This window comes from Streptomyces sp. NPDC052042, from assembly GCF_044548345.1.
Taxonomy (GTDB): domain Bacteria; phylum Actinomycetota; class Actinomycetes; order Streptomycetales; family Streptomycetaceae; genus Streptomyces.
Window position 1 is genome coordinate 209220 of the sequence record NZ_JBIUBU010000010.1, and the last position, 25585, is coordinate 234804.

At 71.3% G+C, this 25585-nt stretch carries 18 protein-coding genes, 4 tRNA genes, 1 other RNA gene and 1 pseudogene; 15 read left to right on the forward strand and 9 right to left on the reverse strand.

Features of this window, described 5'->3' with window-relative positions; translation table 11 throughout:
- Positions 1–123: 123 nt before the first annotated feature.
- From ACIHCL_RS18945 to ACIHCL_RS18970, 6 genes and pseudogenes are all read left to right on the forward strand, one after another.
- The gene (locus tag ACIHCL_RS18945) at positions 124–1734 is read left to right on the forward strand and encodes a type I-E CRISPR-associated protein Cse1/CasA (RefSeq protein WP_399863088.1); all 1611 of its coding nucleotides are present in this window, start codon (positions 124–126) and stop codon (positions 1732–1734) included.
- Positions 1727–2347, forward strand: a complete 621-nt coding sequence (gene casB, locus ACIHCL_RS18950) for a type I-E CRISPR-associated protein Cse2/CasB (RefSeq protein ID WP_399863090.1) — start codon at positions 1727–1729, stop codon at positions 2345–2347. Before ACIHCL_RS18945 ends, casB begins: the two co-directional genes overlap by 8 nt.
- The gene (locus ACIHCL_RS18955; protein ID WP_399863091.1) at positions 2344–3687 is read left to right on the forward strand and encodes a type I-E CRISPR-associated protein Cas7/Cse4/CasC; all 1344 of its coding nucleotides are present in this window, start codon (positions 2344–2346) and stop codon (positions 3685–3687) included. The genes casB and ACIHCL_RS18955 overlap by 4 nt, the downstream gene beginning before the upstream one ends.
- Complete coding sequence (cas5e, locus tag ACIHCL_RS18960; RefSeq protein WP_399863094.1) at positions 3684–4532, forward strand: type I-E CRISPR-associated protein Cas5/CasD; 849 nt, start codon at positions 3684–3686, stop codon at positions 4530–4532. Before ACIHCL_RS18955 ends, cas5e begins: the two co-directional genes overlap by 4 nt.
- Before the next feature lie 59 nt (positions 4533–4591).
- Positions 4592–5281: a type I-E CRISPR-associated protein Cas6/Cse3/CasE gene (locus ACIHCL_RS18965; RefSeq protein WP_399863097.1), complete on the forward strand. Its 690-nt coding sequence runs from the start codon at positions 4592–4594 to the stop codon at positions 5279–5281.
- A 98-nt stretch (positions 5282–5379) separates the two neighbouring features.
- Positions 5380–5562 (forward strand): annotated as a pseudogene (locus tag ACIHCL_RS18970) (site-specific integrase); the annotation flags it as partial.
- 79 nt (positions 5563–5641) lie between these two features.
- On the opposite strand, the gene ACIHCL_RS18975 reads toward ACIHCL_RS18970, so the two are convergent.
- Positions 5642–5729: transfer RNA gene (locus ACIHCL_RS18975), tRNA-Ser, on the reverse strand.
- 254 nt (positions 5730–5983) lie between these two features.
- Between ACIHCL_RS18975 and ffs the strand changes: the two genes are divergently transcribed.
- From ffs to ACIHCL_RS19005, 6 genes are all read left to right on the forward strand, one after another.
- Positions 5984–6080: signal recognition particle sRNA small type (ffs, locus tag ACIHCL_RS18980), an RNA gene on the forward strand.
- A gap of 92 nt (positions 6081–6172) precedes the next feature.
- Complete coding sequence (locus ACIHCL_RS18985) at positions 6173–8392, forward strand: DNA polymerase III subunit gamma and tau (protein ID WP_399863098.1); 2220 nt, start codon at positions 6173–6175, stop codon at positions 8390–8392.
- A gap of 334 nt (positions 8393–8726) precedes the next feature.
- Positions 8727–9977: a phosphoribosylamine--glycine ligase gene (gene purD / locus ACIHCL_RS18990; protein ID WP_399863101.1), complete on the forward strand. Its 1251-nt coding sequence runs from the start codon at positions 8727–8729 to the stop codon at positions 9975–9977.
- 886 nt (positions 9978–10863) lie between these two features.
- Complete coding sequence (locus ACIHCL_RS18995; protein WP_399863104.1) at positions 10864–12792, forward strand: hypothetical protein; 1929 nt, start codon at positions 10864–10866, stop codon at positions 12790–12792.
- A 715-nt stretch (positions 12793–13507) separates the two neighbouring features.
- On the forward strand, positions 13508–14968 hold the full coding sequence (locus ACIHCL_RS19000) for a N,N-dimethylformamidase beta subunit family domain-containing protein (protein ID WP_399863107.1): 1461 nt from the start codon (positions 13508–13510) through the stop codon (positions 14966–14968).
- A 341-nt stretch (positions 14969–15309) separates the two neighbouring features.
- Entirely contained in the window at positions 15310–16224 is a 915-nt protein-coding gene (locus tag ACIHCL_RS19005) for a phosphoribosylaminoimidazolesuccinocarboxamide synthase (RefSeq protein WP_399863110.1), read from the forward strand.
- Positions 16225–16373: 149 nt separating this feature from the next.
- Here the strand turns inward: ACIHCL_RS19005 and ACIHCL_RS19010 are convergent.
- From ACIHCL_RS19010 to ACIHCL_RS19045, 8 genes are all read right to left on the reverse strand, one after another.
- Positions 16374–16446, reverse strand: a tRNA-Gly gene (locus ACIHCL_RS19010).
- Between the two features lie 22 nt (positions 16447–16468).
- Complete coding sequence (locus ACIHCL_RS19015; protein ID WP_399863113.1) at positions 16469–17080, reverse strand: response regulator; 612 nt, start codon at positions 17078–17080, stop codon at positions 16469–16471.
- Positions 17077–18570, reverse strand: coding sequence for a sensor histidine kinase (locus tag ACIHCL_RS19020; protein ID WP_399863115.1), 1494 nt, complete (start codon positions 18568–18570; stop codon positions 17077–17079). Before ACIHCL_RS19020 ends, ACIHCL_RS19015 begins: the two co-directional genes overlap by 4 nt.
- A 33-nt stretch (positions 18571–18603) precedes the next feature.
- Positions 18604–19434: an ABC transporter permease gene (locus ACIHCL_RS19025; RefSeq protein ID WP_399863118.1), complete on the reverse strand. Its 831-nt coding sequence runs from the start codon at positions 19432–19434 to the stop codon at positions 18604–18606.
- Positions 19431–20411 carry an ABC transporter ATP-binding protein gene (locus ACIHCL_RS19030; RefSeq protein WP_399863215.1) on the reverse strand — a complete coding sequence of 327 codons (981 nt, stop codon included), beginning with the start codon at positions 20409–20411 and terminating at the stop codon, positions 19431–19433. The genes ACIHCL_RS19025 and ACIHCL_RS19030 overlap by 4 nt, the downstream gene beginning before the upstream one ends.
- 354 nt (positions 20412–20765) lie before the next feature.
- Positions 20766–20838 (reverse strand) — tRNA-Gly (locus ACIHCL_RS19035).
- A gap of 97 nt (positions 20839–20935) precedes the next feature.
- Positions 20936–21007: transfer RNA gene (locus ACIHCL_RS19040), tRNA-Gly, on the reverse strand.
- A 451-nt stretch (positions 21008–21458) separates the two neighbouring features.
- Complete coding sequence (locus ACIHCL_RS19045; protein WP_399863121.1) at positions 21459–21794, reverse strand: Lsr2 family protein; 336 nt, start codon at positions 21792–21794, stop codon at positions 21459–21461.
- A gap of 420 nt (positions 21795–22214) precedes the next feature.
- Between ACIHCL_RS19045 and purS the strand changes: the two genes are divergently transcribed.
- From purS to purL, 3 genes are read left to right on the forward strand one after another with little or no spacing between them, the layout of a single operon-like run.
- A complete protein-coding gene (gene purS, locus ACIHCL_RS19050; RefSeq protein ID WP_399863123.1) occupies positions 22215–22475 on the forward strand; it encodes a phosphoribosylformylglycinamidine synthase subunit PurS in 261 nt (86 codons plus the stop codon).
- Entirely contained in the window at positions 22472–23152 is a 681-nt protein-coding gene (gene purQ / locus ACIHCL_RS19055; RefSeq protein ID WP_399863126.1) for a phosphoribosylformylglycinamidine synthase subunit PurQ, read from the forward strand. Before purS ends, purQ begins: the two co-directional genes overlap by 4 nt.
- Positions 23149–25398: a phosphoribosylformylglycinamidine synthase subunit PurL gene (gene purL, locus ACIHCL_RS19060; RefSeq protein ID WP_399863129.1), complete on the forward strand. Its 2250-nt coding sequence runs from the start codon at positions 23149–23151 to the stop codon at positions 25396–25398. The genes purQ and purL overlap by 4 nt, the downstream gene beginning before the upstream one ends.
- The last annotated feature ends 187 nt before the right edge of the window (positions 25399–25585 follow it).

Genomic DNA, 25585 nt, shown 5'->3' on the forward strand with positions numbered 1-25585 from the left:
TGGGTCAGGGGCGTTTCTGGAAGCCCTTTCCTCCCCGCGCGCGCGGGGGGTGTCACCTCCCGGACTGACCTCATCGGCCTCCGGGTTCGCCGCTTACGCACCTAAGGACGGTGGTGGAGAAGAATGCCCGACGACCCGCTTCCCCTTCCTGCTCCCCCTCTCCGTCCCTTCTCCTGGGACCCCCGGTACTCCCCCTGCATTCCCACCGTCACCCTCGACGGCTACTCCGCTCACCACTCGCTCTGTGCCCTTTTCCGGCACGCCGACGAACTGTTCACGGTTGAGTGGTCATCGCCGGGCGAGGGAGTGGCGGTCATCGAGTACCTGTTGGCGATCTGCTTCGCCGCCGGAGTCTGCCCTGACTCCGACGAGGAGTGGCGCGACTGGATCGAAGCCGGACGGGACCTCTCGCCCGCCGCCGACTGGCTGGACGGCAGCCCCGACGACTCCTGGGACCTGTTCCACCCCAGCTCCCCCCTGGCCCAGAGCAGCAAGCTGGCCGATGACTTCGACGAAAGCGGCACCGGAACAGCCCAGTTGGTCATCGAACATGCGGGTGACTACAACCAGCACTTCGACCACCACCACCTCGAACGGCCCCATCCTCTTCCTGCCGCCGAAGCCTTCCGGGCCGTGCTCACCCAGCATGCCTACGGCCCCTACGGGCGGGCGAGGATGTCAGGGAAGCGGCTCGGCGCGAAGGTGACCAATCTCGCCGCCGGCCGGCTCACCGGCCGTATCCGGGTCGTGGCCCTGGGCAGGACGCTCGGCGAGACCCTGCGCCTCAACCTCTATCCGCCCGACGGACCGACCGGCTCGCTCAACACCTCCTGGACCACTCCGGACGGATTCCAGCGACGGTGCTTCAAGGGCGCGTCCGATCCCCGCGCGCCGCACGGCCCGGCAGATCTGCACAGCGCGCTGGGGCGTTCGGTTCTCCTGCGCCCCGCGGCCGGTCCGAACGGGCAGACCGTGGTCGACCGGGTGCTGATCGGCGCCGGTGAAGTCCTCGCCCTCGACCCGGACCGTCACTGTCAGGACGCTGTCTTCAGCACGACCGCGGGCGGTGTGCGCAAGCCGCTGTGGCCCTCGCCCACCAGGGCGCTCTGGCAGGATGCCCACGCTCTCTACGGTGCGGTCCGCGACGACCGCACGGGGCTGTACGCCCGGCTCCGGTCGCTCCGGCTCCGCAGCAGCGATGTCGGAGCCCCGTACCAGCTGTGGGCCGTGGGGCTGCTAGCGAACAAGACCCTGCCGGTCATCTGGACGTACGGCTCCTATCCCTATGCCCCGCACATGGAAAGGCACCTCCACCAGGCCTCCTACCGGGGCTCCGTCCTGGCCGAGTACCTGGCGTGGTCACTCAAGAAGGCGGCCGTCCTGGCGGCCGAGACGGCATTCCCGGCGATGCGTACGGCGGACGAAGCGGGCCAGGTGGCAAGGCTCGATGCCCGGTACATGTTCTGGCCTGCCGCCGAGGAGCCCTTCTACGAATTGCTGGACGAGGTGATCGACCGGGGACCGGAGGACGACCCGGTCTCCGAGCCGTGCATCGCGTACGCGGCGCTCCTCCTGGCGACCGCCCGCACTCAACTGCTGCAACGCCTGGACGGGCTGCACCTCCTCAGCGCCAACAACAACCTCGCACGGGCCCGCGCCGTACAGCTCTTCGAGAACCTCGTCACCGCACGAAACGCGCCTGCCGAACTCCGAGGGGAGACCGCTCATGAATGAACTTCCCGTCCAGGCCGGGCCCGAGCATGCGAGAACCCCGTTCCCGCATGACAGTGCGGGACTCACCGCCTGGCTCGCTGCCCTTGTCCGTAACCGCGAATACGGCACCCTGGCCGAATTGCGTCGGGCTCGGGGCGGCACCAGCGCCCATATCCGGGCCGGCTGGTACGGAGGCGACGAGCACCGCGAACTGTTCGAGCGGGTGGCCTTTCTCTTCGCCGTCTACCACCAGGGCCGTTCCGTTGCGTCGTACGGCGGAGGCAGCCTGGGCGCGGCGGTCCGCCGGATCGGGGACGGGGCCGGGCATGGGCCTGGCAACCCCGGCGCTCGGCGGCTGCTGGACAGGGTTGTCGCCAGCCGCCGCATCCCCTGGCGGCATCTCCAGCACGCGGTCGCCCGCCTCAGGTCCTGTGAGCAGCCGCCCCCTTCCTGGACCGGTTTGACCGAGGACCTGATCAAGTGGAACGACCGGCGGGCGCGCGTCACGTACCACTGGTCGGTCGAGTTCTACATGCCCGCGTCGACGAGCCGAGGCGCCATGCCCGAACCGGCCCCCCGGCCCGGGGCCGACCTCCAGAACGAACTGAACGCCCGGAAGGACTCCATCCCGTGACCGAACCACTCAGCAGGAGCCAGTTCCTCTCCCTCCACCTCATCGAGACCCTGGCCGCCGTCCTGCCCGTCCGTGACGAGAACGGTCAGCCGAAGACGCTGGTCTTCGGCGGTGTGGAACGACACATGATCACCAGCCAGGCCCGCCGCCGTGCCGAGCGGGTCCACGCCCGCAACCGGGCCAACGCCGGCCGGGGGGCCCTCGGCGGGCGCAGCATGGGGGTCCGTACCCGCGAATGGGCGCTGCTGGCCGGCCGTGAACTGGAGTCGGCGCATGGATGGAACCGCGAGCACGCCGTGGCCGTCGTCCGTGCGGTCATGGAGGGGTGCGGCCTCAAGTTCGGTGACCCGCAGAAGAAGACCGTCGCCAACCTGACGAAGGTGCTCGTCTTCGCGCCCTCGGACACGGCGGTGAGGATCGCCGCCCACCTCGCCGCCCACGAGGCCGCGGTCGAGGAGTGGTACGCCGAGTACGCCAAGGCCCTGGCCCGTGCCGAAGCCGCGAAGAAGACCCGCCGTGCCGCTTCCAAGAAGAAGACCGACGGCACGGAGCTGGAAGCGTCGACAGAAGGCACGGAGCCCGGTTCTGTGACCCCGCCGCCCCTGCCCAAGGCCACCCGCGACGCCGTTCTGCTCGCCCTGGCCCCCCGCGACGCCGTGGACATCGCCCTCTACGGCCGCTTCCTCGCCGAGATCCCTGACTCCCCGAACGTCGACGGCGCGGTTCAGACCGGCCATGCCTTCACCGTGCATGAATCCGAACAGATCGAGGACTTCTACGCAGCGGCGGACGACGCCAAACTCGACCGTAAACGCAACGCGCTCAACTTCCTCGACGCCGCCGACGACGCGGGCGCCGGAATGACCGGCTACCAGTCCCTCATCTCCGGCACGTTCTACCGGCACGCCGTCCTCGACCGCGTACAGCTCCGCACCAACCTGCGGGTGGTCGGAATGACGGAGGAAGAGGCCGAGCAGACCGCGTCCGAGGCCGAACGGGAGTTCGTGAACGCGTTCGTGGAAGCATTCCCGGAGGCGAAGAAGAACTCGACCGCCTCCACCGGCTCCCTGCCCGTGCTCGTCCTCGCGTTCGAGGGTGAGCGTCCGTACAACTACGCGTCCGCGTTCCAGCGGCCGGTCGACGAAGTGGCCCAGGGCGCGGCCGGACCCGTCGCCGTGAGCAGGCTGCTGCGCCACCACGTCTTCGTCAGCGGCCGTCGCGACGATCTGCATGCGGCCAAGCTCCTCACCTACGACCCCGAGATCGACTCGTTGCTGGCAGAGCTGGGGCTTCCGGACTCCCTCGAAACGGTCAAGCGAGCCGAGGAACTCACCTCGTGACCGACCGCCACGTTCTGCTCATCCGGCTGGCCGGCCCTCTCCAGTCCTGGGGGATCGCGGGCCGGTTCGCCCACCGCGACACCCACAGCCGGCCCACCAAATCGGGGGTGATCGGCCTGTGCGCGGCGGCCCTCGGCATGGACCGCGAGGAACCGCTCGGAGAACTCGCCGAGGTCCGCTTCGGCGTTCGTGCCGACCGTCCCGGAATCCGCGTCCGCGACTACCACACCGTCGGCGGCGGCACTTTCCCGCTGCGCCCGCGTGATCTCCTGACCGATTACCAGCGCGCCGCGAAGGCCACCGCGACCGTCGCCGCGCCACCCGATGTCTTCGGCCGAGTCGACCTGCCGGCCTGGTACGGCTCCCCGAAGTACGTCACCACCGACCCGGCATCCGGCGCCCTCGTCTCCAAGGAGGTCCGCCGCCACGCCCTGATCACCGAGCGCTGGTACCTCGCCGACGCCGCGTTCCTGGTCGGCCTGGAACATGCGGAATCGGCCTTCCTGGAGCGGGTCGCCTACGCCTTGGAGCATCCGAAGCGCCTGCTCTGGCTGGGCCGCAAGGCATGCCCACCGACCGGTGACCTGGCCCTCGGCGTCGTGCCGGGGACGCTGCGGGATGTGTTCGAGTCGTATGCCCTGCTTCCCGACGCGGCCGGTTCGCAGGGGGCCACGAGCACGCGTCCCTGGGCATGGATCGAGAGCCCTCGCCCGCTGCCCGGCGCTGGCCTGCCGGACCAGCCCGTCCGCTTCGACGCGGACGGCGGCGTCCATAGCCTCCGCTGGGAGACCCGCCACCGCATCACGATCACCCCGCACGCCCCCGGATGGGACATCATCCTGTGAACACGACGCCAGCTGCCTCCCCTTCGACCCCGGCTCCCGCACCGGGCCCCGCCAGGTTCGTGGCCACCCAGACCTTGCTGACCCTGGACGCCCGGCACCCGTTCGCCGCCAAGTCGCTCATCGACGCCCAGGACATGCACCGGACGGTGATGAGCGGTTTCCCCGGCTGGGTGGACGACGGCAGCCTCGACCCCCGGGCCCAGATGGGTGTCCTGTCCACCTGGACCGTCGACCTCCGACGGGCACGGCTCAATCTGGTGGTCCAGTCATCGGTCCCCGCCGACTGGAGTGGCCTTCCCCGGGCGGCCGTAGCCGAGCCTCCGCACACCCTCACCCTGGACCGCGCTTTCCGGCCCGGCGACCGCGTCGACTTCCGTACGGTCGTCAACCCGGTCCGCACTCTGCAGCCGCCGCCCGGCTCCCCGCCGAAGACCCGCGGTACCCGGGTCCCGCACACCCGCCCCGAGCACGTAAAGCGTTGGTTCGCCCGCCGCCTGCAACCGCTCGGCCATCCTCCGACCGCTCCGGACGGGGTCGTACGCATCGGCGCTGACACGGACCTGGAAAGGCTCGCTGTGCGCATGTTGCCTCAGGTCTCCAGCCCGGCCCCGCACAAGGGCCTGCGCATCGCCCGAGCAGAGCTCAAGGGCACTCTCACTGTCACCGACCCCACCGCCTTCGTCACCGCCCTCACCCGGGGCATCGGCCACGCCAGGGCGTACAGCTGCGGGCTGCTGCTGGTGCGGTGAATCAACCCTGGGAAGCGACAGGCAAAAGGCGAACCTTCAGGAGCCGCTCTGGGCGGTGCCCCGAACAACTACGCTGTCGTTTTCGCGTGCCCCGGGGCCACACGGCGGCGACTGTCCTGCTGATCCTCGGCGTCCCCGACGCGATCACGAGCTGGGAACCCGGCAAGTCCGCCCGGATGCGCTGCCGCTACCAGCACCTCACCACCCGCGTGCTCACCGACGCCGCCGACAAGACCGGCGGCCTCCTCTGGCCTCTCCCCGTGGAGCCGCCCGTCGCCTGACGCGGCAACTGCAACCTCCAACGTCGATGGGCCCCACCGCGAACGGTGGGGCCCATCGACAACGTGCCCGGTGAGGCACTGGCGGAGGATACGAGATTCGAACTCGTGAGGGGTTGCCCCCAACACGCTTTCCAAGCGTGCGCCCTAGGCCACTAGGCGAATCCTCCGCCGCAAACAATACAAGACGTTGAGGAGTGCTCGCGAACCCCTTCCCCATCGAGACCCACTCGAGACCGTTCGGAACGGGCCGGAGAGGCCTGGGGCGGTGTGGGGAGCTGTGGGGGTAGGTGGAGGGGAGCCTGGCGGAGGTCCCGGGGAGATCCGGGGACGTGGGGGGACGCGGGAGGAGCGGGCGGTGAAGCGAGCGGATGCGTGGGTTGGGTAGGTGGACCGGGAGGGGTGGGGATCGGCTAAGGTGGGCGTCAGCCCCTCACGTGGCGCTATCTGACTGAACTCCCCCAGGGCCGGAAGGCAGCAAGGGTAGGTCGGCTCTGGCGGGTGCGTGGGGGGCCCTTGTGTTTCCTGCGGGCCCCACGGGGCGCGGGCCTTGCCGGGGCGGCGCCGGCTGGGGCGGGACCGGTTGTCGGTGCGCCCGGATAACCTCGTATGTGTGTCGTCGCTTGCGCTGTACCGCCGCTATCGTCCCGAGTCGTTCGCCGAGGTCATTGGGCAGGAGCATGTCACTGACCCACTGCAGCAGGCCCTGCGGAACAACCGGGTCAATCACGCGTACCTGTTCAGCGGTCCGCGCGGATGCGGGAAGACGACCAGTGCGCGCATCCTGGCGCGCTGTCTGAACTGCGAGCAGGGGCCGACGCCCACGCCGTGCGGGGAGTGCCGCTCCTGTCAGGACCTCGCGCGCAACGGGCCGGGGTCGATCGACGTGATCGAGATCGACGCCGCGTCGCACGGTGGCGTCGACGACGCGCGCGATCTGCGGGAGAAGGCGTTCTTTGGACCCGCGTCGAGTCGTTACAAGATCTACATCATCGACGAGGCGCACATGGTCACGTCGGCGGGGTTCAACGCCCTGCTGAAGGTGGTCGAGGAGCCGCCCGAGCACCTCAAGTTCATCTTCGCGACCACCGAGCCCGAGAAGGTCATCGGCACCATCCGGTCGCGTACGCACCACTACCCGTTCCGGCTGGTCCCGCCGGGCACGCTGCGCGACTACCTCGCGGAGGTCTGCGGCCGGGAGGACATCCCCGTCGAGGACGGTGTGCTGCCGCTCGTCGTGCGGGCCGGGGCCGGGTCGGTGCGTGACTCGATGTCGGTGATGGACCAGCTGCTGGCCGGCGCCGACGAGGACGGTGTGACGTACGCCATGGCGACGTCGCTGCTGGGTTACACGGACGGCTCGCTGCTCGACTCCGTCGTGGACGCCTTCGCGGCGGGCGACGGGGCCGCGGCGTTCGAGGTCGTGGACCGGGTGATCGAGGGCGGCAACGACCCGCGCCGCTTCGTCGCCGACCTCCTGGAGCGGCTGCGCGACCTGGTGATCCTGGCCGCCGTGCCGGACGCGGGGGAGAAGGGGCTGATCGACGCACCCGCCGATGTCGTCGAGCGGATGCAGGCCCAGGCGTCCGTCTTCGGCGCGGCCGAGCTGAGCCGCGCCGCCGACCTGGTCAACGAGGGACTGACCGAGATGCGCGGGGCGACCTCGCCGCGCCTCCAGGTCGAGCTGATCTGCGCCCGGGTGCTGCTGCCTGCGGCCTTCGACGACGAACGCTCGCTCCAGGCTCGGCTGGACCGGTTGGAGCGCGGCGCGTCCTTCGCGACCGCCGGTCCGGGGCCCGGCATGGGATACGTGCCGGGGCCGGAAGTCCTGGCCCACGCCCCCGCCGCGCCGGCCGTCCAGCCGGGAGGCGGACCCGCTGCCGCCCGTGCCGCCGTGCGAGGGGACGCGCCCGCGGCGCCTCCGGCCGCGCCACCCGCACCTGCGGCGCCTGTTCCTACCATGCCGCCCGCGGCGCCTGCGCCCGCCGTGTCGCCCGCCGAGGTGTCCCCGGCCCCCGCGCAGCCCGCTGCCCCCCCGCCGCCTCCGGCCGCGCCGCCCGCCGGAGCGCCCGCGGGCGGACAGCGCCCCGGGGCCTGGCCCACCGCCGCCGCGCCGGACTCCGGTCGCCGCCCAGGCGGCTGGCCGACCGCCGCCGCCCCCGGCCGGCCGCAGGCGCCGCAGCCCGCGCCCGCCCCGGCCGCCCCCGCCGCACCGGTGCCCGCCGCCGAGGCGAGCCCGGCCATGGCGCAGGGCGCGGGCCAGGTCCGGAACATGTGGCCGGACATCCTGGAAGCCGTGAAGAACCGCCGCCGGTTCACCTGGATCCTGCTCAGCCAGAACGCCCAGGTCACGGGCTTCGACGGCACGACTCTGCAACTCGGCTTCCTCAACGCGGGTGCGCGCGACAATTTCGCGAGCAGCGGCAGCGAGGAGGTGCTGAAGCAGGCCCTCGCCGAGCGGTTCAACGCGCAGTGGAAGATCGAGGCGATCGTCGATCCCTCGGGCGGTGCGGGCGCACCGCCGCAGTCCGGCGGCGGCCGGTCCTACGCCGCACCGCCCGCGGCGCAGCGCCCCGCCGCCCCGCCCCAGCAGCAGTACGAGCCCCGGCCCGCTCCCGCCCCTGCCCCGGGCCCGCAGCCGAGCGCGGCGCCCGAGGCGGCCCCGGCCCGGTCCTCCGCCGCGTCCGCCCCCGAGCCCCCGCAGCCGGTCGCTCCCGAGGACGACATCCCCGAGGCCGATGATCCGGACCTGGTCGACTCGGCGCTGTCCGGGCACGAGTTGATCGTCCGTGAACTGGGTGCCACGGTCCTGGAGGAGTTCACGAACGAGTAGGCGGGTGACCGCGCGGACCTATGGCGCGGTGGGTACGCGCGGCGGTGAGCAAGAGCGGAGCGGCGGCTGCGCGACGGTGGGCACGCCGGCGAGAGGACGGGCGGATGCACGCCGGTGAGCGCGCGCGGCGGGCGGGTGGGCGGACGCGCGGGCGGGTGGCGGCGGGGCCGTTTCCGTACGACGGGGGCATGGGGCGCGGCCCCCGTCCCACGGCGCCGGTGTCCGTTCGACGCGGACGGCTCCGAGGGCGGCCCGCTTCGCGTCACGCTGCCCGGTGTGTCCACGGAGCGGCGCCCGTCAAGGCCGCCGCGCCCCGGCGACTAGGCTGCACCCCGTGAAGGTCCTCGTCATCGGCGGCGGCGCCCGCGAACACGCCCTGTGCCGCTCTCTCTCCCTCGACTCCGACGTCACCGCTTTGTACTGCGCTCCCGGCAACGCCGGTATCGCGGAGGTGGCCGAACTCCACCCGGTCGACATCCTCGACGGTGACGCCGTCGCGCGCCTCGCCACCGGCCTGGGCGCCGATCTGGTGGTCGTCGGCCCGGAGGCGCCGCTCGTCGCCGGTGTCGCCGACGCCGTGCGTGCCGCGGGCGTTCCGTGCTTCGGCCCGTCCGGTGAGGCGGCCCAGCTGGAGGGCTCCAAGGCGTTCGCCAAGGACGTGATGGCCGCGGCCGGTGTGCCGACCGCCCGCAGCTACGTCTGCACCACCCCCGACGAGATCGATGCCGCCCTCGACGCCTTCGGCACCCCGTACGTGGTGAAGGACGACGGTCTCGCCGCCGGGAAGGGCGTCGTCGTCACCGACGACGTCGAGGCGGCCCGCGCCCACGCCCTGGCGTGTGACCGCCTGGTCATCGAGGAGTTCCTCGACGGTCCCGAGGTCAGCCTGTTCGCGATCACGGACGGCACCACGGTGCTGCCGCTCCAGCCGGCTCAGGACTTCAAGCGCGCCCTGGACGGCGACGAGGGCCCGAACACCGGCGGTATGGGCGCGTACTCGCCGCTCCCGTGGGCCGATCCCAAGCTGGTGGACGAGGTCCTGGAGACGGTGCTCCAGCCGACCGTCGACGAGCTCCGCCGCCGTGGCACCCCGTTCTCCGGGCTGCTGTACGCGGGCCTCGCGATCACCTCGCGCGGCGTCCGGGTGATCGAGTTCAACGCCCGGTTCGGCGACCCCGAGACACAGGTGGTCCTGGCCCGTCTGAAGACCCCACTGGCCGCCGTGCTGCTGGCCGCCGCCAACGGCACCCTCGACGAACTGCCGCCGCTCAACTGGCGAGACGAGGCCGCCGTCACCGTGGTCGTCGCCTCGCACAACTACCCGGGCACTCCGCGGACGGGGGACCCGATCCACGGACTCGACGACGTGGCGGCGCAGGACGCCCCGAACGCGTACGTCCTGCACGCCGGCACCCGGCAGGACGGTGACACGGTCGTCAGTGCGGGCGGCAGAGTGCTGTCCGTGACGGCGACCGGCAAGGACCTCGCTGCCGCCCGCGAGCGCGCCTACGCGGCGGTGTCCCGGATCCGGCTCGACGGCGCGCAGTTCCGTACGGACATCGCCCGGAAAGCCGCGGGAGCCTGAGCCGGGAGCCTGATTCCGGCGTCCTGTGCCCGGCCCCCGTGCCGGGGCTCGATGCCGGGACTCGATGCCCGGACCCCGTGCCGGACGGCGTGGTCGGGACTCGATGCCCAGACCCCGTGCTGGGCCCTGTGGTCGGGACCCGATGTCGGAGGCCTGCTTCTTGGGCCTGGTCCCGAGGGGCCGGCCGCGAGGGCTGGGCGCCGGGGCCGGACCGGCACGGCGCCTCCTGGCCGAGGGCCGGGGCACAGGCCCCTGGCACGGCACCGCCCCGCTGCCGCCAGGGGCACTTGAGCCCCAGGGGCGGCTGACGGCGCCTGCGCACGGTCGGTGAAGGCCGTACCCGGAACGTGTGGCCGTCGGCGCGTGCGTCCTGGGTACGGCCGGTTGCAGGGACCGGGCCCGGCGACCGGCCGTACCCGTCTCACCCTGCCCGGCCACCCGGGGGCGCCCCCGCCCGCACAGTCCGCCCACACCCCCGCACAGTCCGTTCACCCCGGCACAGTCCGCGTACCGTGGCACGCCCCTCGTCGGCAGTGGCCCGACCCCCGTACGCAGTGGCACGAATCGCGTACGGAACATGCGCGCTTCCGGCTCCTCGTCTCCCGCATCCGGCCTCTCAGCCGCCCCCGCCCGCCGTCGTTTCCCGGTTTCGCTTTTCAGCCACTGACACACCACTGCCAAGATCGACGACATGCCAGCACCTTTGCCCAAAGCCATTCCATCGAGTGACGGCTGAGCTATCCGGCTGACGCGCGCCGACACCCCAACTAGGGTGCGGCGCAGGCGTTCCGGCACTTGGCCCACTGGCATTGCGATGTCAGTGACGAGTGCCACAGTGGGGGAGTGACCAACACCGCCGCAGGGGCAGAGGGGGTGAAGTCCGGCCGTGTCCGGTATCGGTGCCAGTGAGGAGCCGGGTGCGCGGAGTGCGCGTGCCCGAGCTCTCGCTCTGCTGCGCATCCGCAACAGAGCCACCGCGGCAGCCATCCTTCCGGCGGCCGTGGCCGTCGTGCTGCTCGCCGCGGGTACGCAGGGCCACGCCGTCGGCAGCGGATGGGACGTGGCCCGCTGGACCGTCAGCGCCTGCGCGGTTGTCGTGCTGGTGGTCGCCGCGGTGGTCGCCGTCGCGATCGTACGGGCGAGACCGGCGGTCAGCCCGATCGTTCCGCTCGCCGAGGAGGCCGCCCCCGATCTCTACCGCCTCGTCGGTGACCTCGCGGATCGCCTGGGGGTTCCCGCGCCCTCGGCGATAGCTCTCACGCCCGACTGCGACAGCTGGTTGGAGGACCGCACCCACCCCTCGGCGCAGCCTCCGCCCCGCCCCGACACGGCGGGGAGGGCGCGTTCCGCGAAGCGGGCCGCCGACGCCCGGGACCGGGCCGCGCTCCGGGGCCGCCGAGAGGCTCGGACGGCTCCTGTGCTGGTCATCGGTTCGCCGTTCCTGTGGTGGATGAGGGTCGCGGAGCTACGGGCGGTCCTCGCCCCGGTCGTCGCGGGTACGGGTCCTTCGGCGCACCCCGACATAGCGGCGGCGCGCCGCTTCGTCAGAGGGCTGGACGGAGTGGTCGCCGATGCGGCCGCGCCGGTCGCCGGGCCGCTGTCCGCGGTGCGGAGAGCGCCCCGTGCCGTCGTCGGCTGGATCGCCCGGCTGCTGCTGCGCAGCTGCCAAGGCCACGCGGCGGAGATGGAACGGGGCGTCGCCGCCGCTGCGTCCGCCCGTGCACAGGGTGTGGACTACGGCCTGCGGATCGTCGCCCAGGAGCAGGTCGGCCTCGCGTACGCGGGCTGGGACCGGTTGCTGACGCGGGTCGCGCTGCCCGCGTGGCAGATGGGCCGTTGGCCGTCCAGGCTGGACGCGGGGGTGGTGTCCGCCCTCACCGAGCTGTCCCGACGCGACCGGCTCGCCGACGACTTCAGCTCACGGCTCGGCGAGCGCCCCGCCTGCGACCTCCTGGAAGAACCGGGTGCGGCCGACGAGGCGACGTCGCTGCTGGCGGCCCGGCTGTTCCACGGCGGACCCGCGGAGTCCGGTCCCGGCTGGTCGCCGGTCGACTGGCAGCAGTACCCGGAAGAGGTGGTCGACCGGAAATGGCGTACCGAGGCGGCCCGGCTGCACCGTGTCCTGGACGGCCTGGACTCGATGCGCACGGTACCCGCCCCGGCAGCCGTCGGCGGCAGGCGCGGCCCCGTCCCCAGCAGCCCCGGCATTCCCAGGGGCTCCGCCCCGGTCGGCGGCTTCGCGGGAAGCCCCGGCCCGGTCGGCGGATCTGTCAAGGGCCCCGGTACGGCCGGTGCCTCCGGCCCCGACCGTGCCGCGTTCCCCGCCGACGCCGGGGTGCCCACGCTGGCCCGTGTCGTCGAGTATCTGGCCGGCCGGGACGACGACGGCGAGGAGCTCGCGGCCGGGATCAGTGCCGAGGTGGCCCGGGAGGAGGCGGCGGCCCGGCGCAGCCCCCCGTCCGCCGCCGCGCCGACATCGCCGGGCGCCCCGGGCGGCGTCAACGTGGGCGGGGACGTCCTGGGCTCCTGGGGGCCCGTACCCCTCCCGCTCTTCCCGCTCCTGCCGCATCGCACGGGTACGGAGCTGCTCGCCGACCATGTCGCGGCGATGGTCTGCTGCGCCGCCGTCGACACGGCCGGCGCGACCCCCGGCCTCGACTGGCTCGACGGCCCGGCCCTGCTGGTCGACGGCGCGCGCCGGGCGGACCTGGGCGGCCCCGTCCTCAGCCTGGTCGAGGACGGGGACGCCGAGCCGCTGCGCTCCTGGCTGGCCTCGGTCGGCGTTCGGACCGACAAGCCCGTCCGACTCGTCTGAACGCCCCGACCGCGAGCGCCCCGGCTGAGCCCCCGATCGCGAACGCCCCGACTGAGCCTCCCCGACCGCGAGCGCCCGACCGTGAATCCCCCCGCCTGCGGCGCTTGCCGTACCCGGGTCTCGTCCGTGCCCCCGGCCCCGGTGAGGGGTCGGTTCAGCAACACCTCGCCCGACGCAGAGGGCATCAATGGCATCTGAGGCATCAGTGGCATCCAGGATGCCTGCGATTTCTGGGACATCTGGTGTGTCTATGGCATCTATGTCACCTATGCCATCTACGGCATCTATGCCATCCGATCCATCGTGGTTCGGTGTGTCGATGCCTCAAAATTCGGAAGTGTACGTTCCGTTCACGTCAATTCGCGACGAACGGTGATGGAGTGCATGCGTTATGTGATGTGCTGGGGATCGACGCTGACAGTCGGCGCGTCACCGTCGGTGCGTCACCGTCGGTGCGTCGATGACGCACGTCCGAAATCGACCACCGCTGACGGTCGACATGGTGAACGGCGAACGGGAGCACGGGCGACCGGCGATCCGCGGACAACGGTCGGGGAGCGGACCGACGGCCAGGGGCCGAAGCCAACGGCCAAGGGGCGACGGTCCAGACGACGGCCCAACGGCCGGTGGTCATCGGCGGACGGCCGCCGACCGGCAGCGGCGGCCGGTCAAACAGTCCCACTGTTGTCGCGGGGGACCGAGGGAGGGAAGCGGTATGGGGGCCGAGCACATTCGTCGATGGGAGTCGGGTGCCCTGGCGCACGCCGTCTCGGATCCTTTCGGCCAAGGGCCCCTGCCCTGGCTGCGCGGCAGTGAGAACTACTTCGACGACACCGGGCACATGGTTCCCTGGTACGCGGATCCCACCCTGGCCCGTTCCACCGACGGCGGCACCCGCACGGCCGACGACGTGCACCGCCAGATCAAGGGCTTCGTTTCCACCGGCGCCGCCGCCCCCGGCGAGGCGATCGACTTCCACATCACCGTGGACCCGCCGCAGCAGTTCTCCGTGGACATCTATCGCATCGGCCACTACGGCGGCGACGGTGCCGCCAAGGTCACCACGAGTCCCCGGCTTCCCGGCATCGTCCAGCCCGCCCCGCTCACCGCCGACCGCACGGTCTCCTGCCACCACTGGTGGCAGTCGTGGCGGTTGCAGATCCCCACGTACTGGTCGATCGGCGCGTACGTCGCCGTGCTCACCACGGCCGACGGGTACCGCTCCCACATCCCGTTCACGATTCGCGACGACCGCCCGGCCGATCTGCTGCTGGTCCTCCCGGACGTCACCTGGCAGGCGTACAACCTCTACCCGGAGGACGGGCGCACCGGCGCCAGCCTGTACCACGCCTGGGACGGGCGGGGTCGCCTCCTGGGCGAGGAGGACGCCGCGGTCACCGTCTCCTTCGACCGCCCCTACGCGGGCGCGGGTCTGCCGCTCCACGTCGGCCACGCCTATGACTTCATCCGCTGGGCCGAGCGATACGGCTACGACGTCGCGTACGCCGAGACCCGTGACCTGCACGCGGGTCGGATCGACCCGAGCCGCTACCGGGGACTGATCTTCCCCGGCCACGACGAGTACTGGTCGGCGCCCATGCGCCGCACCGCGGAGGAAGCCCGCGACGGTGGTACCTCGCTCGTCTTCCTCTCCGCCAACACCATGTACTGGCAGGTCAACCTCGCCCCGTCCGCGTCCGGGGTCCCGGACCGGCTGCTCATCTGCCGCAAGCGCCAGGGGCCGGGAAAACCCGTGCTCTGGCGCGAGATCGACCGCCCCGAACAGCAGCTCCTGGGCATCCAGTACGCCGGACGGGTCCCCGACCCGCACCCCCTCGTCGTACGGAACGCCGAGCACTGGCTGTGGGAGGCGACGGGTGCGGGGGAAGGGGACGAGATCGACGGACTGGTCGCGGGCGAGGCCGACCGCTACTTTCCGCGCACCGCACTCCCCGAGCACGACAGCCGCATCCTGCTCGCCCACTCCCCGTACCAGGACAGCGAAGGGGCCACCCGCCACCAGGAGACCTCGCTGTACCGGGCCCCGTCCGGCGCGCTCGTCTTCGCCTCCGGCACCTTCGCCTGGTCACCGGCGCTGGACCGTCCCGGCCATGTGGACCCCCGCATCCAGCGAGCCACGGCCAATCTCCTGGACCGCATCTGCAAACGGGACTGAGACGGGGGCCCCGCCCGCATGCCTCCCAGCGCCGCCCGTCCGCCCCGCCCGGCCGGGGCCTGCACGCCTTCCAGCACCGCCCGCGCGTCTTGCCGGCGCCTGCACGCCTCCCAGCACCGCCCGCGCGTCCCGCCAGTGCCCGCACGCCCCCCGCAGTACCACCGACCGTCCGTCCGGCGGCCTCGCGCCTCGCAGGCCGACGCCCGTCGCCCCCGCCCCGTACCGCAATCCCGCGCACGTCCCCCGGATGCCTCATCCGCCCGCATGCCCCCGCTCCACCCCACCGCACCCCGATACGGGAGAATCGGAACGACTCCTGGATCAACCTACGCGGAGGCAGCGTGTCCGGATTCGTAGAAAAACCCAATCCCGTGCAGGTTCCGGGGCTCACCCACCTCCACACCGGCAAGGTGCGTGACCTGTACCAGAACGAGGCGGGCGACCTCGTCATGGTCGCCAGCGACCGTATCTCCGCGTACGACTGGGTCCTGCCCACCGAGATCCCGGACAAGGGCCGCGTCCTCACGCGGCTCTCCCTGTGGTGGTTCGACCAGCTCGTCGATCTCATCCCGAACCATGTCCTGTCCACGGAGGTACCCGCCGGAGCCCCCGCCGACTGGGAAGGCCGCACGCTGGTCTGCAAGTCGCTGCGGATGGTTCCGGTCGAGTGCGTGGCCCGCGGCTACCTCACCGGCTCCGGCCTCGTCGAGTACAACGAGTCCCGCACGGTCTGCGGTCTCGCGCTCCCCGAGGGCCTCGCCGACGGCTCGGAACTCCCCGCGCCGATCTTCACCCCCGCCACGAAGGCGGCGGTCGGCGACCACGACGAGAACGTGAGCTACGAGGAGGTGGCCCGGCAGGTCGGTGCGGAGACCGCCGCCCAGCTGCGCCGCGCCACGCTGGACGTGTACGGCAGGGCCCGCGACATCGCGCGTGAGCGCGGGATCATCCTCGCCGACACGAAGTTCGAGTTCGGGTTCGCCCCCACCGCCGACGGCGGCGAGGAGCTGATCATCGCGGACGAGGTGCTGACGCCGGACTCCTCGCGCTTCTGGCCCGCCGCCGACTGGGAGCCGGGCAGGTCCCAGCCCAGTTATGACAAGCAGTTCGTCCGGGACTGGCTGACCTCGCCGGCCTCGGGCTGGGACCGCGGGAGCGAGCAGCCGCCCCCGGCGCTTCCCCAGGAGATCGTGGACGCGACCCGGGCAAAGTACCTGGAGGCGTACGAACTCCTCACCGGTACTGCCTGGAAGTGAGCAGCCGGGTACCCGGCCACCGGCCGGGTACCCGCCGCGCCACATCAGAACCGGAAGGCGTCCCGGGCAGAAAGCGCCCGGACCGGAACGCACCTGGGCCGGAACGCCGAGAAGCCCCGACCGAGAGGTCGGGGCTTCTCCTTCAACCGAGCGGACGACCAGGTTCGAACTGGCGACCTCAACCTTGGCAAGGTTGCGCTCTACCAACTGAGCTACGTCCGCGAGCGCCGAAGCGCGAGCACCACTATACCCAACCCCGCTCGCGTGCGAGACGCACCGCCGCATGACGGTTCTCCACGCCGAGCTTCGAGACCGCCGCCGAGAGGTAGTTCCGCACCGTTCCCTGGGACAGCGAGGCCCGTTCGGCGATCTCCGTGACCGGTGCCCCGTCGGCCGCCAGCTCCAGCACCTCGGCCTCGCGCGCGGTGAGCGGCGAGTCCCCGGCGGAGATGGCGTCAGCCGCCAACTCCGGGTCCACGTAACGGTTTCCGGCGTGCACGGTGCGGATGATGTCGGCCAGCTGCCGGGCGCTGACGGTCTTCGGCACAAAGGCCCGGACGCCCGCCGCGAGCGCCCGTTTCAGATGCCCCGGCCGCCCGTGACTCGTCACGATCATCGTGCGGCAGCCGGGCAGTTCGGCCCGCAGGGATGTGGCGACATTCACACCGTCGGCGCCCGGCATCTGAAGGTCGAGGACCGCCACATCGGGGCGATGGGCCCGCGCCATGGCCAGGGCCTCCGGACCGGTCGCCGCCTCCGCGACCACCACGAGGTCGTCCTCCAGGGCGAGCAGCGCGGCCAGGGCGCCCCGGATCAGATGCTCGTCGTCCGCGAGCAGCACCCGTACGGCCGTCATCGTCGTTCCTCCACAAGGTCCTCGCCCACATCCGGGCCCCCTTCCGTGCCCGAACAGCCGCCCGCGCCTGAAGCCGTGCCTGAAGCCGTGCCTGAAGCCGCGCCCGAGACCCGGGAAGACGGAGGGGCAGCGAGAGAAGGAGCCGAAGAATCAGAAGAGGAAGAAGCCGAAGCGGGGGGAGAAGCCGCAGAGGCGGCAGGGGAGACAGCGGAGACAGAGACGACAGAGGAGACAGAGACGACAGAGGAGGCGGAGGGAGAAGTCGGGGAAGAGGCGGCAGAGAGCGGGATGTGTGTCGTCAGCCGAAACACCCCGCCCCCCGCCGGGCCCGCGTCCAGCGAGCCGTTGAGCGCGCGCAGCCGCTCCCGCAGCCCGGCCAGCCCGGAGCCGCCCGTTCCGTCGGAGGAGGGCGGCGCCCCGTCGTTCTCCACCTCCAGCACCACGTCGTCCACCGTCGTCCGCAGCCGGATCGTGCAGTGCCGAGGGTCGCCGTGGCGCAGCACATTGGTCGCCGCCTCCCGTACGACCCAGCCGAGCGCCGACCGTACGGGCGCGGGCAGTTCGGCGCTCAGTTCCCCCGTCACCTCGCAACCGATCCCGGCCGCCTTCAACACCCCTTGGGCGCCGGCCAGTTCCGTCGCCAGGTCGGCCTCCCGGTATCCCCGTACGATGTCCCGCACCTCCTGCTGGGATCTGCGGGCGATCTGCATCACCTCGGCCATCTGGTCCACGGCCGCCGGCTTGCCGCGCTGCGCCAGCTCCACCGCCAACTCGCTCTTCAGCGCGATCACGGCAAGGTTCCGGCCCAGGACGTCGTGCATGTCCCGCCCGAACCTCAGCCGCTCCTCGGCGACCGCCAGTCGCGCCTGCAGATCCCGGGCCTCCTCGGCCTGCCACATCACGCTCAGACTCCAGACACTCGGCCGTACGGAGACCAGGACCAGCAGGGTTCCGAAGAGCGTCGCGGGCGCTATCCCGGCCAGGACGCCGCCCCGCACCCCCACCGCGGCGAACACGCCGACGTTCAGCGCGGCGAGGGCGAGCGACTGGAGCAGAAAGGTGCGGACCCGGACCAGCACGACCTGGTTGATCACGAACGGCAACGGGATGATCATGACCATCAGGACCAGTCCGCCCGTCCCGAGCCCGTCCAGGCCGACCAGTGCCGCCAGCACTCCCAGGCTCAGCAGCATCAGCGCCAGAGGTGTCGACTGCCGCCGCCGGGGGAAGGGGGCGGCCCCGAGATAGTGCAGGCACGAGGGCCGAACGTTCCGGGTGCTCAGCACGCACTGCGCGAGGCTCAGCAGCAGGAACACGGCACCCAGCGCCTTCGCCACCGGCGTATGGCGGAGTTCCACGGTGAAAGGCAGGCCTCCCCACGACAGGGTGAAGACCCAGGGGATCGCCGAGATGGTCACCCGGTAATACAGGTCGATCCGTTCCAGCTTGCTGCGTTGCCGCCAGCTGTGTCGCCAATCCCGTACACGCATCCCTACGGCCGTCCTCCGCCGGTGAATCCTTCGTCAGCGTCGGGGCTCCCAACGGAACCACCGCTGCACAGCAAACACGGCGAACACGGTCCATGCCAGTGCGGCGATTCCGGCCCTGAGCAGGTCGGACCCGTCGACCCCGCCCAGCCACCCCGCCCGCACGAGCGTCATCACACCGGTCACCGGCAGTAGTTCGCACACGGATGCCACCCGGTCCGGCAGCACCTCCAGCGGTACGAAGAGTCCCGAGCCGATCATCGAGACGAGGAACAGCGGCAGGGTGGTGATCTGCGAGGTCTGTACCGTCCGGGTCGCCACGGAGGTGAGGGCGGCCAGGGCGGCCAGCAGGACCGACCCCGACAGCATGCCCGCGATGAACAGCTCCGGTCGTTTTGGCGCCCCGAGACCGAAGGCCGCGGCACCGGCCAGCACCATCAGCGCGGTCTGCACCAGCGCCAGCACGACCGACGGCAGCGCCGTCCCGGTGAGGATCTCCCAGTCGGTGACCTCGCCCGTGCGCAGCCGCTTCAGGACCAGGTCCTCGCGCCGCGCGACGTACGCGGCGACCAGGTTCATGTATACGACCTGCATCAGCACCATGCCGATGCCTCCGGTGAGCGCCATCCCGGTGACGGTCAGCCCGGTCCCGCCCAGGTCGATCCGCTCCAGCGTCGTCTTCATCGCCAGGACCATCGCCAGGGGCACCAGCAGCGCGACGAAGACCGCTGTCCGGTTCCGGGCCAGGAGGACGAGCTCGGCCTGCCCGAGCGCCCACAGCCGCCCCACCGTCGTCGTACGCGGCCGGTCGACCGTCGTGCCTCGCTCGGTCGTCATGCGCCGTTCAGCCGTCGTCGTGCCGGTCATGCGGCAGCCGCCTTCCGTGTCTCGGGTTCCGACACGCTCTGCGCGATGTCGAGGAACGCCTCTTCGAGCGAGGCCGACCGGGCGTCGAGCCCGTGCAGCCGCACGTCCGACTGCCGCGCCCAGAGCAGTAGTTCGGTGAGCGAGTCCTGCAAGGCATGGGTGCGGATCTCGATCAGGCGCCCGTGGGCGGCCGCCCGCAGCCCCAGGGGGAGCCGGGCCGCCGGTACGTCCTCGGGCAGTTCGAAACGGATGCGGGCGGGGCGGGCGGCCGTCACCTCGGCGGGCGTACCGGCCGTCACGATCCGCCCCCGGTGCATGATCGCCAGCCGGTCGGCGAGGCTCTCCGCCTCCTCCAGATAGTGCGTGGTGAGCAGGACGGTGGTCCCGCCGTCGCGCAGTTCCCGTACCAATTCCCAGGTCTCGCGCCGTCCCTCGGCGTCCAGTCCGGTGGTCGGCTCGTCCAGGAACAGCACCTCGGGCCGGCCGAGCAGCGCCAGCGCGAGGTCCAGACGGCGCCGTTCGCCGCCGGAGAGCTGCTTGACCCGTACGCGCGCCCGATGGGCGAGCCCGACGAGGTCCAGCGCCTCCCCGGTCGGCCGGGCGCCGCTGGTGCAGCCCGCCCACATCCGCAGGGTCTCGACCACGGTCAGCTCGGACGGGAAGCCGCCCTCCTGGAGCATCACCCCGATCCGCGGCCGGACGGCGGCGCGCTCGCGGTACGGGTCGTGGCCGAGCACGCGCACGGTGCCGCCGTCGGGAGCGGCCAGGCCCTCCAGGAGCTCGACGGTGGAGGTCTTTCCGGCGCCGTTCGTGCCGAGCAGAGCGAAGAGCTCGCCGCGCCCGACGGAGAAGGAGATACCGCCCACGGCCTCGAAGCCGCCGGTGTAGCGCCGTCGCACCTCGCGGGCCTCGATCACGGAGTCGGCCCCGGGACCGGTCCCGGGATCGATCGCGGGGGCAGCCGCAGGACCGGTCATGGGCCCGGGAGCGGAGTCGGCGGCGGGTTCGCCCAGGGGCCCGGCGTCCGGGCGGGCTGTGATGTCTGCCATGCCGCTGCCTGGGCGGGCGGCGGCCTCGTTGCGGTCTCTCCTCATGCCTACAGACTTCCGCCGGGTCCTCACCGCGAGCAGTGCGCGCTGTCATCACTGCTCATGACAAACGTCATGGCGTTGCGCCGGGGCGGGCCGGCGCCGGGCGGCCCGTTGACCGGTGTGCTCTCAGGACCGGTAAACCCGGATCAGCCGATTCCTGACCGGAGCCGACGGCTTCTTGAGAAGAGAGCACGAAGAGGGCCCCGGTCGATTTTGACCGGGGCCCTCATTTTCATCAAGAGCGGACGACGAGATTCGAACTCGCGACCCTCACCTTGGCAAGGTGATGCTCTACCAACTGAGCCACGTCCGCATTGCTTCGCTCATCATACTCCTCACAGGGAGTACTTCCGTGCGATGTGACCACCACTCTACCTGATCCATCGCAATGGTCGGTAGGAGTGAGGCAGAGCGGGTGACAGGAATTGCACACTGCGCCTTCCCCCTGGAAGGGGGATGTTCTACTACTGAACTACACCCGCACGCTGCTTGGGGTTTGGCTTTTTGGCCTTGCCCCTCGGCGTGCTCCAGACTTTAGCCGACCTGTGGGGGTGGAGCGCAAGTCGGTGATCATGCGGCGGTGCCCGAGCGGGCCGGAACGGCCGCCCCGGGCGCGGGCCTCGCCCGGGGCAGGCAGCTGAACGGGTGGGTGAGCGGGTCCGGGGCGGCGGCCTGGCAAGCCCCTGCCCGCGTGTCCGCAGGGCAGGGCGGACGCCCAGCCGCGGATGCCTGCACCGGTCGGCGCTCACCTCGGTCCGAGCGCTCACCCAGGTCCGAGCGATCACCCTGGCCCGTACGGGCCAGGGTGATCGCTCGGACCGGAGTCTGTTCGAACGGGCCCTGTGCCGAGAAGCCGGGGCCCACCGCCGGACCGGGGCACACGGGCGGCCACCCGGACGCACGGCCGGGCGCGGCGGTGCGGACGCCCGCCGCTCAGCCGGCCGCGCGGAACGCCTCGTAGACCTTCTTGGGGATGCGGCCGCGGGCCGGCACCTCCATCTGGTGCGAGCGGGCCCAGGCGCGCACGGCCGCCGGGTCGGGCTCGAGCGAGGTGTGCCGGTACGACGTGGGCTTCCTGCCGCGCTTGCCGGTGCTCGTCTGCTTTCGGCCCGCCGACACGTACGGTGCCAGCGCCTTGCGCAGTTTCTTTGCATTGGACGCATTGAGGTCGATCTCGTACGACTTCCCGTCCAGGCCGAAGATGACCGTTTCCGTCGCGGATCCCCCGTCGATGTCGTCGGAGAGCGTGACCACTACGCGCTGAGCCACGGATATCGGTCCTTTCCTGCGGCGTCGGCGCGTTTGACACGCGCCGATGTCGGCCTTCCGCTCGTCGGGCGGATGTGAGCCCGCCGAGCGGATGCGAGTCGACCGGTATCGACTGTTCGGCCGACCGGTGTCGATTGTTTAGGGGCAATACTGCATTCCCCGGTAATCATTTGTACAGCGGTCGGCGCCGCATTGTGAAGTCGAGCCAATTGTCTCCGCGTGTCAGCCTTCTATGTGTGTCTTCGGTGAGGAATCTTTTCGCAGATTTTTCCCCGGGGTTGTCGAGGCCAATATCACACCGTGATCGGCGTCCGGGATGTCTACCCGCGTAGAATCTCAGGCCGGGTACGCTGAGGGAAGCTGCGGGGGTCAGGGGAGCCCCCCGGAGAACCAGTCGCACCACACCACACGGGAGTGCCAGTGGCACGCGTCGTAGTCGACGTCATGCTCAAGCCCGAGATCCTCGACCCGCAGGGACAGGCGGTGCAACGCGCACTGCCCCGTCTCGGCTTCGAGGGAATCGCGGACGTACGTCAGGGAAAGCGTTTTGAGCTGGAGGTCGAGGGGCCGGTCGACGACGCCGCCCTCGCCCGCATTCACGAGATGGCTGAGACTTTCCTCGCCAACACCGTCATCGAGGACTTCTCCGTGAAGGTGGAGAAGGCCGAGGAGTCCAAGTGACTGCTCGTATCGGAGTCGTCACCTTTCCCGGCACGCTCGACGACAGGGACAGCCTGAGGGCCGTACGCGTCGCGGGTGCCGAACCCGTATCGCTGTGGCACCGCGACAAGGACCTGCACCAGGTCGACGCGGTCATCCTGGCCGGTGGTTTCTCGTACGGCGACTATCTGCGGGCCGGTGCGATCTCCCGCTTCTCGCCCGTCATGGAGACGATCATCGAGCAGGCCCGTGCGGGGATGCCGGTGCTCGGCATCTGCAACGGTTTCCAGATCCTGACCGAGGCGCACCTGCTGCCCGGCGCGATGCTGCGGAACGACCACCTGCACTTCATCTGCCGCGACCAGAAGCTCCGCGTCGAGAACGCGGAGACCGCCTGGACCTCGGACTACTCCGCGGGCCAGGAGATCTCCGTACCGCTCAAGAACATGGACGGACGGTACGTCGCCGACGAGCGCGTGCTCGACGAGCTGGAGGCGGAGGGCCGGGTCGCCTTCCGCTACCTGGACAAGAACCCGAACGGCTCGCTGCGCGACATCGCGGGCATCACCAACGCCGCGGGCAACGTCGTCGGCCTGATGCCGCACCCGGAGCACGCCGTCGAGCCGCTGATCGGAACCGGCCGCACCGACGGACTCGGTTTCTTCACCTCGATCATCAAGAAGCTGGTCAACGCATGAGCCTGGATACGGTCAAGCACGCGGCCGGGACCCCGGACGTCGAGCAGCCCTGGAAGGACCTCGGCCTCAAGGAGGACGAGTACGCCCGGATCCGCGAGATCCTGGGCCGCCGCCCCACCGGCGCCGAGCTCGCCATGTACTCCGTGATGTGGTCCGAGCACTGCTCGTACAAGAGCAGCAAGGTCCACCTCAAGCAGTTCGGCGAGAAGGCCCCCGCCAACGACGCGATGCTCGTCGGCATCGGCGAGAACGCCGGTGTGGTCGACGTCGGCCAGGGCTACGCGGTCACCTTCAAGGTCGAGTCGCACAACCACCCCTCGTACATCGAGCCCTACCAGGGCGCGGCGACCGGCATCGGTGGCATCGTCCGCGACATCCTCGCCATGGGTGCCCGCCCGGTCGCGGTCGTCGACCCGCTGCGCTTCGGCGCCGCCGACCACCCCGACACCAAGCGCGTCCTGCCGGGCGTCGTCGCGGGCATCGGCGGCTACGGCAACTGCCTGGGGCTGCCGAACATCGGCGGCGAGGTCGTCTTCGACGCCTGCTACCAGGGCAACCCGCTGGTCAACGCCGGCTGCATCGGCGTGATGAAGCACGAGGACATCCACCTGGCCAAGGCGTCCGGCCCCGGCAACAAGGTGATCCTCTACGGCGCCCGCACCGGCGGCGACGGCATCGGTGGCGTCTCGGTCCTGGCCTCCGAGACCTTCGACGACACCAAACCCGCCAAGCGCCCGGCCGTCCAGGTCGGCGACCCGTTCCAGGAGAAGCTCCTCATCGAGTGCACCCTGGAGGTCTTCAAGGAGAAGCTCGTCGCGGGCATCCAGGACCTCGGCGGCGCCGGGCTCTCCTGCGCCACGTCCGAGCTGGCCTCCGCGGGATCCGGCGGCATGCGGGTCGAGCTGGACACCGTGCCGCTGCGCGACTCCTCGCTCTCGCCCGAGGAGATCCTCATGAGCGAGTCGCAGGAGCGCATGTGCGCGATCGTCGAGCCGCAGCACGTCGACCGCTTCCTGGAGATCTGCGAGAAGTGGGACGTCATCGCCACTGTCATCGGTGAGGTGACCGAGGGCGAGCGTCTGGAGATCTTCTGGCACGGCGAGCAGATCGTGGACGTCCCGCCGCGCTCGGTCGCCCACGAGGGCCCGACGTACCACCGTCCGTACGCCCGCCCGTCCTGGCAGGACGCGCTCCAGGCGGACGACGCGGGCAGGCTGGCCCGCCCGGCGGGCGGCGCCGAGCTGCGCGAGCAGGTCCTCAGGCTGGTCGCCTCCCCGAACCAGGCGTCGAAGTCCTGGATCACCGACCAGTACGACCGGTTCGTGCAGGGCAACACCGTGCTCGCGATGCCCGAGGACGCCGGCATCGTCCGGATCGACGAGGAGTCGAACCTGGGCGTGGCCATGGCGACCGACGGCAACGGCCGGTACGCCAAGCTCGACCCGTACACCGGCGCGCAGCTCGCGCTGGCGGAGGCGTACCGCAACGTCGCCGCCACGGGCGCCAAGCCGCTCGCCGTCTCGGACTGCCTGAACTTCGGCTCGCCGGAGGACCCGGACGTCATGTGGCAGTTCGCCGAGGCCACCCGCGGTCTCGCGGACGCCTGTCTGGAGCTGGGCACACCGGTCACGGGCGGCAATGTGTCGCTGTACAACCAGACCGGTGAGACGGCGATCCACCCGACGCCGGTCGTGGCCGTGCTCGGTGTGATCGACGACGTCAGCCGGCGCACGCCGGTCGCCTTCGCGCAGGAGGGCCAGCTTCTCTACCTGCTGGGCGAGACCCGTGAGGAGTTCGGCGGCTCGGCGTGGTCCGAGGTCGTCCACGGCCACCTGGGCGGCCTGCCGCCCCAGGTCGACCTGGGGCGCGAGAAGCTGCTCGCCGAGATCCTGATCTCGGCCTCCCGCGACGGCATGATCGACGCGGCGCACGACCTCTCCGACGGCGGTCTGATCCAGGCGGTCACCGAGTCCTGCCTGCGCGGCGGGAACGGCGCCCGGCTGGTCGTACCGGACGGTCTGGACGCGTTCACGTTCCTCTTCTCCGAGTCGGCGGGGCGCGCGATCGTCTCCGTGCCGCGCAGCGAGGAGCTCCGCTTCAACGACATGTGCGGAGCCCGCGGTCTGCCCGCCACCCGGATCGGTGTCGTGGACGGTGACGGGATCGAGGTCCAGGGCGAGTTCGGCATCCCGCTGAGCGAGCTGCGCACCGCGCACGAGGAGACCATTCCGGCCCTGCTCGCCTGACGGAGGTCCGTCCGTGAAGGCCGCGGCCCCGCCCCGTTCCGTTTCGGTCCGGGGCGGGGCCGCGGCCCATGGGCCCGTACGTGTGCCCCGTGGTCCGCGCCGGGCCGTACGCGCCCGCGGCGTGCGGGGAGAACGTCCGCACATGGCCCGCGGAGGCGCGCGAAATGGTATTTACTGAGGCAATAAT

Coding starts and splice junctions, on each gene's coding strand:
- ACIHCL_RS18945 (WP_399863088.1), top strand. CDS start 124: ATGCCCGACGACCCGCTTCCCCTTCCTGCTCCCCCTCTCCGTCCCTTC.
- casB (WP_399863090.1), top strand. CDS start 1,727: ATGAATGAACTTCCCGTCCAGGCCGGGCCCGAGCATGCGAGAACCCCG.
- ACIHCL_RS19000 (WP_399863107.1), top strand. CDS start 13,508: ATGGGGGCCGAGCACATTCGTCGATGGGAGTCGGGTGCCCTGGCGCAC.
- ACIHCL_RS19015 (WP_399863113.1), bottom strand. CDS start 17,080: ATGACGGCCGTACGGGTGCTGCTCGCGGACGACGAGCATCTGATCCGG.
- ACIHCL_RS19020 (WP_399863115.1), bottom strand. CDS start 18,570: ATGCGTGTACGGGATTGGCGACACAGCTGGCGGCAACGCAGCAAGCTG.
- ACIHCL_RS19025 (WP_399863118.1), bottom strand. CDS start 19,434: ATGACCGGCACGACGACGGCTGAACGGCGCATGACGACCGAGCGAGGC.
- ACIHCL_RS19030 (WP_399863215.1), bottom strand. CDS start 20,411: ATGACCGGTCCTGCGGCTGCCCCCGCGATCGATCCCGGGACCGGTCCC.
- purL (WP_399863129.1), top strand. CDS start 23,149: ATGAGCCTGGATACGGTCAAGCACGCGGCCGGGACCCCGGACGTCGAG.